The organism is Rhizobacter sp., from assembly GCA_021153565.1.
GTDB lineage: Bacteria > Pseudomonadota > Gammaproteobacteria > Burkholderiales > Burkholderiaceae_C > Albitalea.
This window is the reverse complement of record JAJKJU010000214.1, coordinates 1-16384: the sequence shown is the minus strand read 5'-3', so window position 1 is coordinate 16384 and position 16384 is coordinate 1. Positions and strand designations below refer to the sequence as shown.

Annotated in this window: 13 protein-coding genes; 7 read left to right on the top strand and 6 right to left on the bottom strand. The window is 62.5% G+C overall.

The window, feature by feature from the left end; genetic code table 11:
* Window positions 1-720: 720 nt before the first annotated feature.
* From AC30NL_RS13510 to AC30NL_RS13490, 5 genes are all read right to left on the bottom strand, one after another.
* Window positions 721-1359 (bottom strand): leucine-rich repeat domain-containing protein, encoded by a 639-nt coding sequence (locus tag AC30NL_RS13510; protein ID WP_489464520.1) that lies wholly within the window; start codon window positions 1357-1359, stop codon window positions 721-723.
* 427 nt (window positions 1360-1786) lie between these two features.
* Window positions 1787-2608, bottom strand: coding sequence for a hypothetical protein (locus AC30NL_RS13505; RefSeq protein ID WP_489464519.1), 822 nt, complete (start codon window positions 2606-2608; stop codon window positions 1787-1789).
* A 214-nt stretch (window positions 2609-2822) separates the two neighbouring features.
* Window positions 2823-3500, bottom strand: a complete 678-nt coding sequence (locus AC30NL_RS13500; protein WP_489464518.1) for an HAD family hydrolase — start codon at window positions 3498-3500, stop codon at window positions 2823-2825.
* A gap of 2 nt (window positions 3501-3502) precedes the next feature.
* On the bottom strand, window positions 3503-4186 hold the full coding sequence (locus AC30NL_RS13495) for a formylglycine-generating enzyme family protein (protein WP_489464517.1): 684 nt from the start codon (window positions 4184-4186) through the stop codon (window positions 3503-3505).
* Window positions 4168-4965: a sulfotransferase gene (locus tag AC30NL_RS13490; RefSeq protein WP_489464516.1), complete on the bottom strand. Its 798-nt coding sequence runs from the start codon at window positions 4963-4965 to the stop codon at window positions 4168-4170. The genes AC30NL_RS13495 and AC30NL_RS13490 overlap by 19 nt, the downstream gene beginning before the upstream one ends.
* A 289-nt stretch (window positions 4966-5254) precedes the next feature.
* Between AC30NL_RS13490 and AC30NL_RS13485 the strand changes: the two genes are divergently transcribed.
* The 6 genes from AC30NL_RS13485 to AC30NL_RS13460 all read left to right on the top strand — a co-directional run bounded on the left by AC30NL_RS13485 (window position 5255) and on the right by AC30NL_RS13460 (window position 13873).
* A complete protein-coding gene (locus tag AC30NL_RS13485; protein WP_489464515.1) occupies window positions 5255-6277 on the top strand; it encodes an ABC transporter substrate-binding protein in 1023 nt (340 codons plus the stop codon).
* A gap of 2 nt (window positions 6278-6279) precedes the next feature.
* Window positions 6280-7725, top strand: a complete 1446-nt coding sequence (locus AC30NL_RS13480) for a sensor histidine kinase (RefSeq protein ID WP_489464514.1) — start codon at window positions 6280-6282, stop codon at window positions 7723-7725.
* Window positions 7722-8177, top strand: a complete 456-nt coding sequence (locus AC30NL_RS13475; protein ID WP_489464513.1) for a response regulator — start codon at window positions 7722-7724, stop codon at window positions 8175-8177. Before AC30NL_RS13480 ends, AC30NL_RS13475 begins: the two co-directional genes overlap by 4 nt.
* Entirely contained in the window at window positions 8174-10156 is a 1983-nt protein-coding gene (locus tag AC30NL_RS13470; RefSeq protein ID WP_489464512.1) for a hybrid sensor histidine kinase/response regulator, read from the top strand. The genes AC30NL_RS13475 and AC30NL_RS13470 overlap by 4 nt, the downstream gene beginning before the upstream one ends.
* A complete protein-coding gene (gene cysC / locus AC30NL_RS13465; RefSeq protein WP_489464511.1) occupies window positions 10146-10736 on the top strand; it encodes an adenylyl-sulfate kinase in 591 nt (196 codons plus the stop codon). Before AC30NL_RS13470 ends, cysC begins: the two co-directional genes overlap by 11 nt.
* A gap of 119 nt (window positions 10737-10855) precedes the next feature.
* The gene (locus tag AC30NL_RS13460) at window positions 10856-13873 is read left to right on the top strand and encodes a transglycosylase domain-containing protein (protein ID WP_489464510.1); all 3018 of its coding nucleotides are present in this window, start codon (window positions 10856-10858) and stop codon (window positions 13871-13873) included.
* Here the strand turns inward: AC30NL_RS13460 and AC30NL_RS13455 are convergent.
* On the bottom strand, window positions 13841-15139 hold the full coding sequence (locus AC30NL_RS13455; protein ID WP_489464509.1) for an HD-GYP domain-containing protein: 1299 nt from the start codon (window positions 15137-15139) through the stop codon (window positions 13841-13843). The genes AC30NL_RS13460 and AC30NL_RS13455 overlap by 33 nt on opposite strands.
* A 196-nt stretch (window positions 15140-15335) precedes the next feature.
* Between AC30NL_RS13455 and AC30NL_RS13450 the strand changes: the two genes are divergently transcribed.
* Window positions 15336-16241 carry a hypothetical protein gene (locus AC30NL_RS13450; protein WP_489464508.1) on the top strand — a complete coding sequence of 302 codons (906 nt, stop codon included), beginning with the start codon at window positions 15336-15338 and terminating at the stop codon, window positions 16239-16241.
* The last annotated feature ends 143 nt before the right edge of the window (window positions 16242-16384 follow it).

Genomic DNA, 16384 nt, shown 5'->3' with positions numbered 1-16384 from the left:
CTCGTGTTGGAAGGCTTCGATAACACCCCGCAAAAGGTCTCTGGCTCGGAACAGCGGCCAGCTGCGGATTGGCACATGATCACACGGGATGGGACAGTTAATGCGCTTCCCCCTACCGTGCGTCTGGCAGCCCTGGAGCAGATGATTAGTGACGCTGATCACCCAGCGAGCATGGGCACTGGTCTAAAACACGCGTTGCAAATCCCGCTGCATGCGACTAGCTCTGAGATTCGAAGTCGTCGGCAATCTCAGGCTGCGTAGCCATTCGACCCTTGCAACGGCCGCACCATTGCCGATGGCAAATCTCGGAGGCGTCCACGGACGCCCCCTTCCCTCGGCACGTTGGGACCTGTGGCGCGTCATGGGTGGCCTTGCAGGCAATTCTCGGAGCTTGGTCTATCTCTGGCATTGCAGAGGCGGCCCTGGAGAGTGGTCGCGACAGGGGCTATTACTACAACGCGACATTGCGAGCAATTCTCGTTGGAACTACGCATCAACGGCGACGTCTGTTATTCGATGCCCCAGCAATATTGCGTCTGCACTGTCTTTCGCGGCCAGCCATCAAAGGTTTGATTCGCATTGATTCGCATCGCGATGCAATCGCACGCCAAATCAAAATGGCGCGGGTGCATCGCCATACGTCCGGCGCGGCTCACAGCCACCGGCCGCAATTCCGAACCTCAGCACATCGCGAAGCAGTACATCGCGCGCTCCCGGCGATCATGCGTCCTGTGGTCTTCCTGCCGGATGCGCCATATCGATTGCCGAACGGTTCAATTGCTTCGGAAGAAGCACGCTGCAGGTCCGCGGAAGTTTGCTGATTGAAGTTGGCAAGCCCGTAAGGGCATCGCAACCCCGAAGGTCAAGTCGCTGAAGCTGATGAAGGCTACCCAACGACGAAGGAAGCACCGCGAGGCTCGAGCACTTGGAGAGATCGAGCACGCGCAGTTCCTCCAACAAGCCGAGTTCCTCCGGCAGTTCCTTCAAGGACTTGCACTGGCTGAGGACAAGATCGCGCAATTGGCTGAGACCAGAGATCGACGAGGACACGCGCTCCAGTTGCCGGCTGCCGCTGAGGTCTAGCGTCTGCACCTGACGCATCTGCCAGAGGCTGGATGGTAGATCCGTTCCTTCGTAGTTCCACAGGCGCATCGTTCCCGCGGCATCCATGGGCAACATGCCATTGTTCCGGGGGCTGGCGGCAAGCGCATCGCTCAGCTTAGACACGTGACGCGCAGCGCCCAATCGATCTGCGCGCACAACGTCCGTCAACACCGGAAGCTCCGACGAGGGAGAGAAAGCCGCGCCCCGATTGCAATGCTGGGCGGGTTCTTGGGGGATGAGGCGAGTCATGTCCATGCTTGAGTCCAGGCAAACCGTGGATGGCAGCGCACTTGCACATGCACTTGTCTCTGTCTCCACACATTACCTAACGGAAAAGAAGCGCACGGCCGGACATTGATGCTCAGGTCGTCAAATGGTCATTGCTCGGTATCTCTCTAAACGCCTTGCGGTCAGCGGACCCTTGGGTGCGTCACTCACCGATGACGAACCCGTGTCTCCGCAGGCGGCCAGCAACAGTGACAACAGCTGGCTCCTGACAGGCGAGCGGCATAAGAGGCTGAGAGTATTTCAAACGTGTCCGAGCAGCACGTCAAAAGACGCCTGATCTAGGCGCAAAGCGCAGCCATAGCGCGGGCTATGGCGAGCATTTGCAACGACGAGCAGGGGTCTTTTGACGTGATGAGCGGGCATGATCGAAATACTATCAGCCTCTCAGTCGTGTTCACGTTGAATGCCCAGGCATAAGGGCCGTGGCGTGGGTCAGGCGTTCGATTTGTCCGCGGGCGATAAACCGTTCGAGCGCGGGGCGGCTCAACGAATGCGAACGGCCGGCCAGCTTGCTGGAGAACATGAAGAAGCGGCCGTTGTCGCTGCGCCAGGTGAGATGCGCCGGCGCCCATTGATCGTGCAAATACATGCGGAACCATTCACCTGGCTGCATCGATTCGATCCGCACGACGGGGGATGTCTGCGTGCTCGAAAGTTGCTGGCGACAGAGTTCGATAAAGCGTGGCACAAGAAGCCGTGTTCCGAGCCGCATCAGTTCAAGCCGTACGTCGTCGTTGTGGCTCGCATGTCCAACCACCCACCACAACGCAGCGGCACAGGCATTCGGTGCGGGGGGCCACGGCGCCTGCGGCGGGCGGGCATCGCCTGCTGCCGGACTCTGTCGGGCAGTGATCTGCAATTCGCGCCATTCGACTTCTATGGCTTCGAACGAGGTCAGGAATGCCGTGCCCAACTCGACCGTTTGCTCCGCAATCAGCGTCCAGTAATCGATGTCGCCGGAGGATTCGCCCGACGTCGCGCGCCGCCGCGGCGGCTGCGAAAGCACTCGTGCCAGAGCGTCGCGACGCTGCCAGAGCAGTTGGACGGCTTCCAGGCATTGCCACCTTAGTGCGCCGCCCAGACTGGCGGATGGCTCGCGCTGCAACTCCGCCAGGGCGCCGGCGATCGTCGAGTTCAACAAGACGGCGATGTCCGACCGGGGCTGCGGATCATGGAGTGTCTGCGATGGCATGTCTTCGAGGGGCATCATGGTCATGGAGTGTCTTGGCCCGTTCGTTGCGAGTCATGAGGAAACGATGACCGCTCGTATCACACCTGCGGTCGCTTTGCGATCGAAGGGCAAGGTCAATTGTCGGGACGGGCTTCGATACGCGGCTCCGTGCGCCGTGTGGCGTGCCACACAAGTGAGGAGCAACGCCGCAGCGCGCCGCCCAGCGCCCCCAAAACGGGAACTTATTCCGGGCCAAATCCTAAGCACATAACACCCCGCCAAGCGAGCGGATTGACGTCCGGCCCCCGCCCCCATGCCGCTGGTCCCGATCGAGCAGCAAGGCGCTGAGCCCGGCATTCAGCGAAGCGTCGTAGTCCAGCTCAGGTGAATCGCCAACCATGAGCGCGTCGGCGGCGGACAATGCGAACCAGTCGAGCACCGCGTGAAACGCGAACGGCGACGGCTTGCTGAAGCCAATTTCCTCTGCGATCGCCACGTGATCGACGGCATCCATCAAGCCGGTGGCCTTGAGTTTTCTGCGCTGTCCATCTGCCGGGCCGTTCGTGAGAATCGCCGTCCCGATGTCGAGACTGCGAAGTCGTCTGAGCACGGGCAGGACGTCGTCGAACAACAAGGGCGTGTCGTTCACGCAGTCCATGAAGAGCTTGTTGAGATGCACGACGAGATCATTCTTCCCGACCACGCCGATCGCTTCGAGCGGCTCGCGAAAACGCCGCAAGCGATAGTCGCCGCGGGTGATCGTTCCCTGCTCGAAGAGGGCAAACAAGGGACGATCGACCTTGCGGCATTGTTGCAGGAACGCCGCCGAGTCGATGCCCTCGGTATCCAGGTGATTCGCAAGGCATGCATACGCAAGCTCTCTCGTCGACGCAAAGTTGATCAGCGTGTCGTCGAGATCGAAGATGACGAGTCTCATGTTCAATCGTCCCAGACAGGCCTGAATCCAATGGTCGTGGTACCCAGCCGCTCCCACTTGCCGCGGCTGGCCGCCACCTTGAGATGGCGCTCATCCTTGCTCCAGGCACCGCCCTTCACCACGCGCTCAAAACTGCTGCGTTGACCGCCCGCCGGCCGGTAAAAGTCGTTGCACCACTCGCAGAGGTTGCCTGCCAGATCGTACAGGCCGAGGTCCGAAGGCGGAAAGTTGCACACCCGACTCGTCCCGCCGAAGTACTCCCCGAAATTGGCCAGCACGGGCGTGGGGGGGGCGTCGCCCCATGGGTAGATGCGCGACGGTTGGTCGTTCGAGGCGAAGCATTCCCACTCGCTCTCGAATGGAACGCGGCCGCCCATATGCTGGCAGATCAGAACGGCCCCCGCCCAGTTGATGCCCCATACCGGGTGTTGCGCGAGGGCTAGCTCGCACGTCCACCGTTGCTGCAATTTGTTGAAAACGAGCGGGCAAGCCGGGTTGTAGACGTTGACATACCTGTACGCTGCCTCCAATTCCGCAGGCACGCCCAGTTCATTCAACACTGCGGCGGCGGTGGCGCAGGTCACCAGCGTGTGTGCTACACGGATCGACCGCCCTTGCCTCGAAGAGAAGCGGACCGCGTCGTCCAGATACCGCTCGACTTCCCGGCTCAGTCCGCAAGTCCACATTGCAAGACGTCCTCTATTGCGCGGATCTGATCCGCGGTGAGATGGCGCTCCCATGCGCGCTCCACGTCGTCCGGCAAGCGGAACGAGGAATACGGCCCGCCGCGGCTCGCGAGCTGCCTCTTCCTGAGGAACGACAAAGGGCCGTCGTCACTCTCGACGCCTAGAAACTCAATGATCTGCTCGAGTTGTTCGCGCGGCCTTCGCATCAGTGCACCAAGATGAAGCTCCATGTGGTCGAACTTCTGGATCGCGCCGCGGGCCATTTCGCAACGAACGACCACGCTCATCGCTGCAATTTCCGCTGCTCTCGTCGCCTCGTCGACAGATCGGCTTCGGCTCACGTAGTCTGGATGCATCGCCTTGAAGAGCGGCGGAACGAGGTGGACATAGTTCCAGAACGATAGAAGGTTGCTTCGCAAAACCGAAGACACGATCGCCCTCGGATCGCGCTGCAAGAAGAGAATCTTCAAGGACGGGATAAAGACCTTCAACCAGTCGAGCTTGCCGAAGAGCACCGTTTCCTTGAAACCGATGACCCGTATGCTGTTCGACTGCAGCAGGTATTCCCTCAAATCGACCAGGAACGAGCGCAAAGCCCAGTGCGGCGCAAGCGACAGATGCAGCATCCGGGGGTCAAAGTCTTCGGCGGACCACCGCGACAGGTCGCATTCGCGAAAGTAGCTCGTGTGCATTGAAAGTGGCTCGTTGACGCACTCGATGCAGGGATGGGATTGCAGAAGGTCGTTCAGGAAGTTGGAGCCCGACCGATGGTGGGCCATGATGAAGTACGGTGCGCGAGGACTGCTCGGGGCAGACCGAACCACGGCCGTACAAACTTCCGATGCATGAAGACAACTCAACCATTGTGGTCCACCCATGAAAAAAGGCTAACAGCGACCCTGGTGCCGAGATAGCTGTAAAGCTTTACATGGGATGCGTAGAAAACTACGACAGTGGGAGGCTGTCACAACTTACAGCTTGCACGCGTCACTCACCGCCCGTACCCTCTTCTGCAGCGGCATGAATTCCGCAAAGGCAGTGCATGCGCCATTGCCAGGGAGTAGAACATTGGCTAGCGACACGAACGGCCATCGAGTCCGGGCCCTTGTTGCGGTGGCGATCGCCGCAGCGCTTGCGCTTGGCTACGCTGGGAACAGGCGGCCTCCCGCCACATCGGCGGCGGCCGCAGAAAAGTTGAGCATCGCGGTGTCCACGACGCCGCATGCCGCGTTGCTGTGCATCGCCGCCGCAAAGGGATACTTTGCCGAACAAGGACTCGACGTCACCGTCAAGCCCGTGAGCCATGGCAAGGCCGCCCTCGAGCTGATGACCCAAGGCGGAGTCGATCTGGCCTCGACGGCCGAAGTGCCTTTCGTCATCGCCGTCATGAAGGGCAAGCCGATCGGAATTGCAGCCACCATCGTCAGCGTGTCCGGCGACATGACGATCATCGCCCGTCGAGACCGGGCCATTGCACGCCCGAGCGACCTGGCAGGCAAGCGGGTCGGTGTGACTCCCGGCACGAGTGGCGAATACTTCCTGTGGGCCTTCCTCATCCGCAACAAGATCGCCCCCAGCTCGATCACGATGGTTGACATGCCGCCGGACAAGCTCGTCCAGGCGCTGACGAATGGCTCAATCGATGCGGCGTCAACCTGGGAGCCGAACAAGTCCGACGCGCGTGCTGCTTTGGCGGATAACGCCCTGCCCCTCACGTCGACAGACGCTTATGTGGTGACTCACGTGGTGGTCGGACGCAGCGATTTCTTGAAGGCCCGTTCGAGCGCTATCGGCAAGCTCGTGCGGGCTTTGATCCAGGCGGAGGCATTTGCCAGCAAGGAGCCGCAACAAGCCATGGCGCTGGTCGCGGATCAATTCAAGCTCGATCTGAAGACGGTGCGATCCGGCTGGGACGACATCGAATTCAAAGTCGATCTGCGCCAATCGCAACTCATCACCCTTGAAGACGAGGCGCGCTGGGCCATGGCGCGCGGTTACGCCGACAAGCGGCCGGTTCCGAACTTCCTGCCGCACCTGTACCTGGACGCGCTGCTCGATGTTCAGGCCGAGCGCGTGACAGTGGTGCACTGACGATGAAGATCAGCACCAAAGGACGACTTGCCACGACGACGGCACTCGTGACGATCGCATTGATCGCGGCAATGATCTTGTGGGCGAACAAGGAAGTCGAGGACGCCAACAACAAGCGCCGTCAAACCACGCAGCTCACACGCGGGCTGACCGAGGTCAGGCTGGTGACTTTCGAGTACATCCTTCACCGCCACGAACGCGCGCGGCAGCAGGAGCAGGAAGTCTCGAGCCGCCTTCAGCGCCTCATCGCAGACGACACCCTCGTCGAACCGGCGCAACGCGAGATTCTCGAAGATCTGCGCGAACGCATTGCCACGACGCATCGTCTCGTCGAGGAGCTCGTACCAAACCCCGAGACCAGATCGGACGAGGACAAGGAATCGATCCGGCGATTCGAGGCCCAGTTGTCGAGCCAGATTCTGATGCTTCAGCAAGACAGCGTGGCGAATGCGTTTCGTCTCACCGACTTTTCGACCGAGCGCATCAATGCCGCACAGCGGCGGGTGGAGACGGTCATCCTCTTCGGGCTTGGCCTGATCGCGCTGACGACGGTCGGCGGGGCGTGGCTCATCAACCGCAACGTACTCGCGCCGATCCACCGGCTCGAACAGGCGACCCGCGAAGTCGCCGCGGGCAACTGGCACTACAAAGTCGACGTCGGCAGCAAGGATGAGATCGGAGATTTGTCTCGAAACTTCGATTCGATGACTCATTCGCTGCGAATGTCCTTTGCGCAGATCGAGCGCAGCAATCAAGAATTGGCCGCGCTCAACCAGGAAATCGAAGCCTTCAGCTATTCCGTATCGCACGACCTGCGCGGGCCGCTGCGCAGCATGGACGGTTTCTCGCTCGCCCTGCTGGAAGACTACGGCGACAAACTCGACGACGAAGCCAAGGATTCGCTGCAACGCATTCGTGCGGCCAGCCAGCGGATGGGCCGGCTCATCGACGAGCTGCTCGGCTTGTCGCGGGTCACGCGCGCCGAGCTGAACCTCAAGGTGGTCAATCTCAGCCAGATCGCCCGCGAGATCGCCGACTCGCTCGACCAGCAGCAGCCCCCGCGCGCCGTGAAGTGGGACATCGAAGAAGGCATCACGGTGCATGCGGACTCGGCGCTGATCCAGATCGCCATGCAAAACCTGATGGAGAACGCCTGGAAGTTCACCGGCAAGACCGAGCAGCCGAGGGTGCACATCGGTTCGCTCCAGGCGGATGGCAAGAAGGAATGCTTTGTTGCCGACAACGGCGTGGGCTTCGACATGGCCTACGCGGATCGGCTCTTCGGCGCTTTCCAGCGGCTTCACCACGAAAGCGAGTTTTCCGGGACCGGTATTGGACTCGCGATCGTGCAGCGCATCTTCCGTCGCCACGAAGGCGCGATCCGCGCCCAGGCAAAACCCGGCCTCGGCGCGACATTTTTCTTTAGCCTGAAAGAGCCAAATCGATGAGTGAAAGCAACAAGGTCATCTTGCTGGTAGAAGACAACCCCGACGATGTCACGCTGACATTGCGTGCCTTCAAACGCAGCCATGTCATGAACACCATCGCGGTGGCTCGCGATGGCATCGAGGCACTGGACTTCCTGTTCGCGCGCGGCGCCTACGCCTCGCGCGCGAAAGACCCCCTGCCCACGGTCGTCATTCTCGACCTGAAACTCCCCAAGCTCGACGGCCTGGGCGTATTGAGGGCCATTCGCGCCGATGAGCGAACGCGGCTCCAGCCGGTGGTGATTCTGACCTCGTCCAAGGAAGAGGAGGACTTGATCTCCGGTTACTCGCTCGGGGCCAACAGCTACGTTCGAAAGCCGGTGGATTTCACCGAGTTCCTCGAAGCGGTCAAGGTGCTCGGAATCTACTGGCTGATGATGAATGAATCGCCACCGGAGAGGAAGAGGCTGTGACGCGTGCGATCAAGATCCTGGTGGTCGAGGACTCCGAGGACGACGCCATGCTCGCGATGCGGATGCTCAAGCGCGGCGGCTTTGAGCCGACCTATCGACGAGTCCAGGAAGTCGAATCGATGCGCAACGCACTCACAAATGAACACTGGGACGCGGTGCTGTCAGACTTCCGTCTACCGCGGTTCAACGGTGTCGAAGCGCTCGATGTCTTTCGAGCGAGCGGCCTCGACATTCCGTTCATCTTCTTTTCAGGCACCATCGGCGAAGAGACCGCAGTCGCGGCCATGAAGGCGGGCGCGAGCGACTACGTCATGAAACAGAACATGGCGCGGCTCGCACCCGTGCTGGAACGCGAGCTGGGGCAGGCCCTCATCCGCGCGGAGCACCGCAAGGGTCAGATCGAACTGGAGGCCTCTCGCGACCGGTATGTGAATCTTTTCGAGTTCGCTCCGGTAGGCTATCTCACGCTGTCGGCCGAAGGCCTGATCGAACAGCTCAACCTGACCGGCGCAGACATGCTGGGCGAGGCGCGCGACAAGTTGCTGCACAAGCGCTTTGCTCAGTACGTTCTGCCGGCGGACGCCGACCGCTGGTATGAGCACTTCCTCGACACCTTGCGTCACGGCAACAGGCAACGGCTCGAGCTGCCTTTGCAAACGGGCAAGGACACATGCCCGCACGTTCAGCTCGACTGCATGCGCGTCGGAGCCGACGAATACTCGTCGATGGTGCGCGTCGCCATGAGCGACATCACCGACCGCAAGGCGGCTGAAGCCGATCTGCGCCGGTTCGAGGCGCAGCTGCGCGACGTTCAGAAAATGGAGTCCCTCGGCACCCTGGCCGGCGGCATCGCGCACGACTTCAACAACATTCTCGGCGCCATCCTCGGAAACGTGGCGCTCGCACGCGAGGAGGTCGCCAGCGATCACCCTGCGCTCATCAACCTGGAGGAGATCCACAAGGCCAGCCTGCGGGCGCGCAACCTGGTCCAGCAGATCCTCACGTTCAGTCGAAGGGAGCCGCAGGAACTCGTGACTCAGCCACTTCGGCCCGTGGTCGAAGAGACACAAAAGCTACTGCGCGCCACGCTGCCGGCGCGCGTGGAACTGGACGTCATGTTCACCGCCGAGCCCCTGTATGCGCTGGCGGATGCGACCCAGGTTCAGCAGGTGCTGATGAACCTTTGCACCAATGCCTGGCACGCCTTGAAGGACGGCACTGGACGCATCGGTATCGGCCTGGACGGCGTGACGCTGCACTTCGACGACACGCAGCGTCTCGGGAGTATCGAGCCCGGGCCTTACGCGCATCTGTGGGTGAGCGACACCGGAGTCGGCATGGATGCCGCGACCCGCGCACGCATCTTCGAGCCGTTCTTCACGACCAAGCCGGTGGGCCAGGGCACAGGCCTGGGCCTGTCGGTGGTCCACGGCATCCTCACGGCGCACCATGGCGCAATCGCGGTCGACAGCGAACCCGGCCAGGGCTCGACGTTTCACCTCTACTTTCCCACCGTCCAGGCCGATGCGGCCGCAATGTCCGTGAAGTCAGCGCCGTCCTCCCCGATTCGTGGTCACGGCGAGCACGTGCTGTATGTCGATGACGACGAGACCATGGTCGTCATGGTCGAACGCATCCTCGAGCGCTCGGGCTACAGGGTCAGCGGTTACCACGATGCGCACGAGGCCGTGCAGGCCGTTCGCGAACACCCCGAGGCCTTCGACTTCGTGGTGACTGACTTCAACATGCCGGATTTTTCCGGCCTCGATGTCGCCAATGAGATGGCGCGCATTCGCCCCGGCCTACCGGTGGTGATCAGCTCGGGCTACATCACCGAGGAACTGCGCAACGAGGCGCGCAACGCGGGCGTGCGAAGCCTGCTGGAAAAAGAGAACACCTTCGAGGAGCTGAGCGGATTGGTAGGCCGCATCCTCATGCAGGTCGAGGAGCAACAAAAGAATGATGCGAGTGCCGCTTGAAGCCACATACCCCGCCCGCGTCACGCGGCAGCAGCGCGAGGCCCTGAACAGGCATCGCAGCGGCGTCGTCTACATGACCGGACTTTCCGGTGCCGGCAAGTCGACGCTCGCCGCCATGGTCGAACAGCACCTTCACGCGCAAGGCATGCGCACCTACGTGCTCGACGGCGACGAATTACGACAGGGCCTGACGCGAGACCTCGGTTTCTCTGACGCGGACCGGATTGAAAATGTGCGCAGGGTTGTCGAGGTCGCACGCTTGATGGTCGACGCCGGCCTCATCGTCATCACGGCCCTGATCTCGCCCTTTGCAGCAGACCGCCAGGCAGCGCGGGCGCGCTTCGCGGCGAGCGAGTTCATGGAAGTGTTCGTCGATGCGCCGCTTGCGGTCTGCGAGGAGCGTGATCCAAAGGGGCTGTACAAGCGCGCGCGGCGGGGTGAGCTCAAGGGTTTCACGGGCATCGATTCCCGCTATGAGCCACCGTCATTCGCCGACCTGCGCGTCGATTCGGCGCGTTTGACCCCACACGAAGCATGCACTGCCATGCTGGCCGGCATGGCCGAGTTTGGTTTCTTTTGATGAACCGCTTGGTCGCGCGGCCTACATCGCGTATGGTCATGACAATTGAGTTCGTTTGAGGGCAGCCCTTGTCAATCGCGCAACTCGTCGCCTTTTGGAAGAGGTTCGGCAGGCGGGCCATGTTGGCCCTGCTGATCGTTGCCGCACTTGCTTTCGTCTATGTTGCGCGTGACGAGGTTCGAACGTCTCGCCGGCAGGCCGCCTGGCTCAGCGAAATGACGAGAAGCCTGACGTTTCAGGTGCAGCCCGGGCTCAGCTCGGCCATCCGATTCCCCGGCGCCGGCCCCTCCGACCAACGGCTGGGCTACCACGCGCTGCCGGAAATGATCACGCGCCTGAACAGCCAAGGCTATCCGGTCACGGCGCAGGCACGCATGTCCGCCCAGCTGCTTGAGTTGAGCGACAAGGGCCTGTTCGCGACTTACCACGAGAAGACGCAAGCAGGCCTTGAGCTGCGCGACTGCCGCGGCGAACCGCTGTTCACTGCACGCTACCCCGAGCGGGTGTACGACCGGTTCGAGGCGGTGCCAAAACTTCTCGTCGACTCCTTGCTGTTCATTGAGAACCGCGAGCTGTTCGATCCGCACCCTTCACGCAATCCAGCCATCGAGTGGGACCGCCTGGGCAAGGCGATGTTCGACCAAGCGCTGCGCCGGGTCGTCGACGAGACGCGTTCCGCCGGAGGCGGAAGCACGCTCGCCACGCAGATCGAAAAATACCGCCACTCGCCCGAAGGGCGCACCGAGACGGCCAAGGACAAGCTGCGCCAGATGGCTTCGGCTTCGCTGCGCGGCTACATCGACGGCGAGGACACCACCGCACGACGCCGCCAGATCCTTCTTGATTACCTCAACACCGTGCCGCTGTCGGCCCATGCCGGCTTTGGCGAAGTGAATGGCGTGGGCGATGCGATGTGGATCTGGTATGGGCGCGAGTTCGCGGACTTGAACGCGCTGCTGTCGGCTCCCATCGCCGAGGCTGATCACGGGCGGCGGAGCACGACGCTCGCATTCAATGCGGCCTTGTTGCCCAGGCAGGCCCTGGCATACAAGCAGGCCTTGTCCTTGATGGTGGCCCAGCGCCGGCCTTCGCATTACCTCACCGAAGAAGCGGCGCCGGTGCTGCGCGAGGTGACCGACCGCTACCTGCGCGTGATGGCCGATGCGGGCGTCATCACGCCCGCGCTGCGCGATGCGGCCCTGCCGCTTTCGCTCAAGCTCCAACTGAAACCCGTGTCTGAGCCGCAAGTGTCCTTCGTTGGCCGCAAGGCCTCGACGGCTCTGCGCGGCAAACTCCAAAGCCTGCTCGGGATGCCACGCGCCTACGACTTGGACCGCCTCGATCTCGCGGTGGAAAGCAGCCTCGCGGGCGAGGCTCAGCACGCAACCACGGCCTTGCTGCGCAGCCTGAATACGACCGAAGGCGCCAAGGCCGCTGGCCTGTATGGTTTTCACCTGCTCAACGAGGGAGACGACACGAGCAAGATCGTCGTCAGCTTCACGCTGTTCGAACGCACGGAAGGGGCCAATCTGCTGCGCGTGCAGACGGACAACCTCGACCAACCCTTCGATCTCAATGAAGGTGCGCGCCTCGATCTCGGTTCCACCGCCAAGCTGCGCACGCTGATCACCTACCTGGAGCAGGTCGCCCAACTGCACGGCAGCTGGAACGCCCTGGACGCGCAGCAGCTCGGCGCACTGAACATCAGCACCCGCGACCCCATCGCCCGCTGGGCGCGGGACTACCTCGCGAAGGCCGACGACCGCGGACTCGCGGCGATGCTTTCAGCGGCCATGCAGCGCACCTACTCGGCCAACCCAAGCGAAGGCTTCTTCACCGGCGGTGGGCTGCACCACTTCGACAATTTCGATCCGCTGGACAACCACCGCACCATGAGCCTGAATGATGCCTTGGCGCATTCGGTGAACCTGGTCTTCATCCGCCTCATGCGCGATGTCGTGTACCACGTGATGGCCGGCAGCGCCAAAGCGAGCGCCGAGATTCTGGAAGACTCCAGCCACCCGAAACGTCAGGAATACCTGTCGCGCTTCGCCGACAAGGAAGGAAGCGCCTTCGTCGCGCGCTTTTACCGCAAGTACGCTTCCAAGCCCCGCCTGGAAGCGGAGGACCTTTTGCTGCAAAGCATCCGGCCCACGCCATCGCGGCTGGCGAGCATCTTCTACGGCCTCGAACCCCAGGCCGGCGCGGAAGGGCTGACTCAGTTTCTCGCTCAGCGTCTGCCCGGTTCTGAACAGTCGGCACAGGCGCTGCACGAGAAATACCGTGCAGACCGCTGGTCACTGGCCGACCGCGGCTACTTGGCGAGCGTCCACCCGCTGGAGCTGTGGGTCATGAGCTACCTGCGCCAACACCCCACGGCCACGCTCGGCCAGACCTTGGCCGCAAGCCGTGCCGAACGGCAGGAGGTCTACGGGTGGTTGTTCAAGACGCGACACAAGGGTGCGCAAGACGGGCGCATTCGCGGCTTGCTCGAAGTCGAGGCTTTCCTTGAGATTCATCGAGCCTGGAAGCGTCTGGGCTATCCCTTCGAATCGCTGACGCCGTCATATGCGACGGCGCTCGGTGCGTCCGGCGACCGCCCCGCAGCCTTGGCGGAACTGATGGGCATCATCGTCAACCGCGGCAAGAGATTGCCGGCGACGCGCATTGACGCCCTTCAGTTCGCCAGGGGAACACCCTATGAGACGAGACTCGAAAGCCAACCGGCCCGCGGTGAGCAGGTGCTGAGCCCAGAGGTGGCCGACGTCGCGCGGCGCGCGCTGATCGGCGTGGTCGAAGAAGGCACCGCCAAGCGACTGAAAGGCGCCCTCGTGCTTCACGACGGCACCGTCATGCCCATCGGCGGCAAGACCGGCACCGGCGACCACCGATTCGATGTATATGGACGTGGCGGTCAGTTGATCTCGTCGCGTGTGATCGACCGCTCTGCCACCCTGGTGTTTCTCATCGGCGACCGCTACTTCGGAACGATCATGGCCTACGTGCACGAGCCGTACGCTGCCAAATACAAGTTCACCAGCGCCCTGCCCGCGCAGCTGCTCAAGACCCTGACACCCAGCCTGGTGCCGCTGATCGAAGGTTCCTCATGCGACCAGGCACTCGACAGGCGAAAGTAGCTCCCCGCCCGACAGGTCATCCCACAGCACGGACAACTGCGCGGCATCGTCGGCGCTCAATTCCACGTGCGGCCACAGGCAATCGCGCTCGACACACCTCATGCGAAAGCGCATCTCGTCCCTGGCCATGGTCAGCTCGAACCGGCTCTGGGGCGAACCGTCGGGTTGCGAGACGCTCCACGAGCCGGCGGAGTTCCACCCGACACGCAACCGATGCATCGCCGACGCGACCTTGGCGGCGACGTCCTTGACCAGGGGCGACACGCCCGCCTTTTCCACCAATCCCAAGGCCTGGTCGCGAACCATCGCGAGCTCGGTGTCGATCAGGGCCAGATGGACGATCAGCTCTCCGCTCTTGTCGCAGACCACGGCCTCGGTGTCTTCCTGCTCACGCCAGGCAGCGCTCGACACCAGACTGAGCCAGTGCGCGTCGTACTCGCCGGTGACCATCCGCAGGGCGAAGCTGGTGCGGGTCAGCGGCGCGGTCGGCGCCTCGGAAGTCGCCAGCGCCGTCTCCATCACCGCGAGCAGGCGACCCAGCGGCGAAATGGCGTTGCCCGCGCGGCGCATGGGGTAGCCCGTGCCATCGAAACGTTCATGGTGCTCGCCGATGCCACGCACCAGTCCCGGCGGGTAGTCGGTCATGGTCGCAAGCAGCAACTCTCCAATGCGCGGATGCGCCACCACGTGCCGATACCCGGCCATGTCGAGCCGCTGGCTGCCGCACAGGTAGACCGGATTGACGTACATCTCGCCGAGGTCGTGCAGCAGGCCGCCGAGCATGGCAAGGCGCACGTCATAGCGCTCGGGCCTGACGCTGGCCTGGAGGGCGCCTGCCAGGGCCATGCCGCGAACCGCATGGTCGAATGCGCTCGGCCTTGTGGCATGCAAAGTCGTCAGCAGCAACTGAACGGACGCATGCAGCGACAGGAGCGTGACCTCTTCGCAAAGGAGCTGCGCCCAAGGTTGAACGGCGCGCGCCAAGGCGTGACCGCCTTCGAGGAACGAGGTCAACGCCTCGTGAAGCTGAATGGTCGTGATCCCGTCTTCGACCTTCAGGCACGACTCAAGCGGGCGCTTGAGCCTGCGCTCGAGCAGGCGTTGCTGCAGAGAATTCGACACCGACTGATCTCGCGCCCACAGTTTGTTGCCGCGGTCGTCGTAGATGTCCTGTGCAGCCACGATGGTTCGTGTGGCGCTTGCGTCGATGATGCTGGCCAGGGCATGGTGATTGGCCTGTTGAAATACCTGAGCGCTCGCACTCATTCTTCTTTTTGATCCTTTTTGTTGCAAGACTCCACCGGCGGCAGATTCTGCCCAGGGACGACACGCCTGACCATCTGTAAGGTATGACAGGTGAGCCTCGCGATTTGGAGCACAGGTCCAAATCGGGACGTAGCGGTTTTCACCCCATTCGGGTCTTCTGCACGTGCAACGGGTTATCCACATCACGGAGATACCCATGGCCCACCCCGACGACTCTTCAACCAAGCGCTTGCGCCCTGCCCTCGCCACGTCCGCGCTCGCCTTCGCCTGCGCCATCATGACCGCCGGATGCGCTTCCGACGCGGACGCGGGCGTGGTGGCTGTCAGCGTCGTTGATCGCGACACCGGGCAGACCTTGCCCGTCTACTACAAGGACCGACAGCAGTACGTCGCCGGGCAACCCGGGCATCGCTATTCGGTACGCGTCATCAATCAGACGGCGGGACGCGTGCTGGCCGTGATGTCGGTAGATGGCGTGAACGTCGTGACGGGTCAGACGGCATCATCGTCGCAGGCCGGCTACGTGTACCAGCCGTGGCAAAGCTACGAGATCAGCGGATGGCGCAAGAGCGAGAGCGAGGTGGCTGCGTTCGAGTTCTCGGCTTTGTCGCAGTCGTACGCAGCGCGGACGGGGCGACCAGCCGACGTCGGCGTGATCGGAGTCGCAGTGTTTGCCGAACGCGCGCCGATTCCAGCTGACCGCATGCCGATGGACAACGAACAAGAGCGTCGCAACGACGGACGATTCTCCGCGCCTTTGCAACAGCCGACCCCTGCTCCTGCCGCAGCCGAATCCTCACTTTCCGATGCCAGCAGCGGTCAGTCCGCCAACCAGCCAGCCGCCAAGGCCGCACGGGATGCCTTCGCCACGCGGCGCGAGCGACTTGGCACAGCCCATGGCGCACGCGAATACTCCTACTCAAGCCACACCACATTCGAGCGGAGCAACACTTCGCCGATGCAGATCATCAGCATCCGCTATGACAGCGTGGACAACCTGGTCGCCATGGGCGTGATTCCACGCCACCGGTCGACCACACCCGATCCATTTCCGCGCGATCACCACGCAGGCTTCGTGCCTGATCCGCCTCGCGACCAATAAGGATTTGGCCCGGAATAAGTTCCCGTTTGGGGGGCGTTGGGTGGGATGCGATGCAAGGCGCTCCGAGCGCCGTGTGGCGAGCCACACAAGTGAGGAGCAACGCCGCAGCGCGCCCGCCCAGCGCCCCCCAAAACGGGAAATTG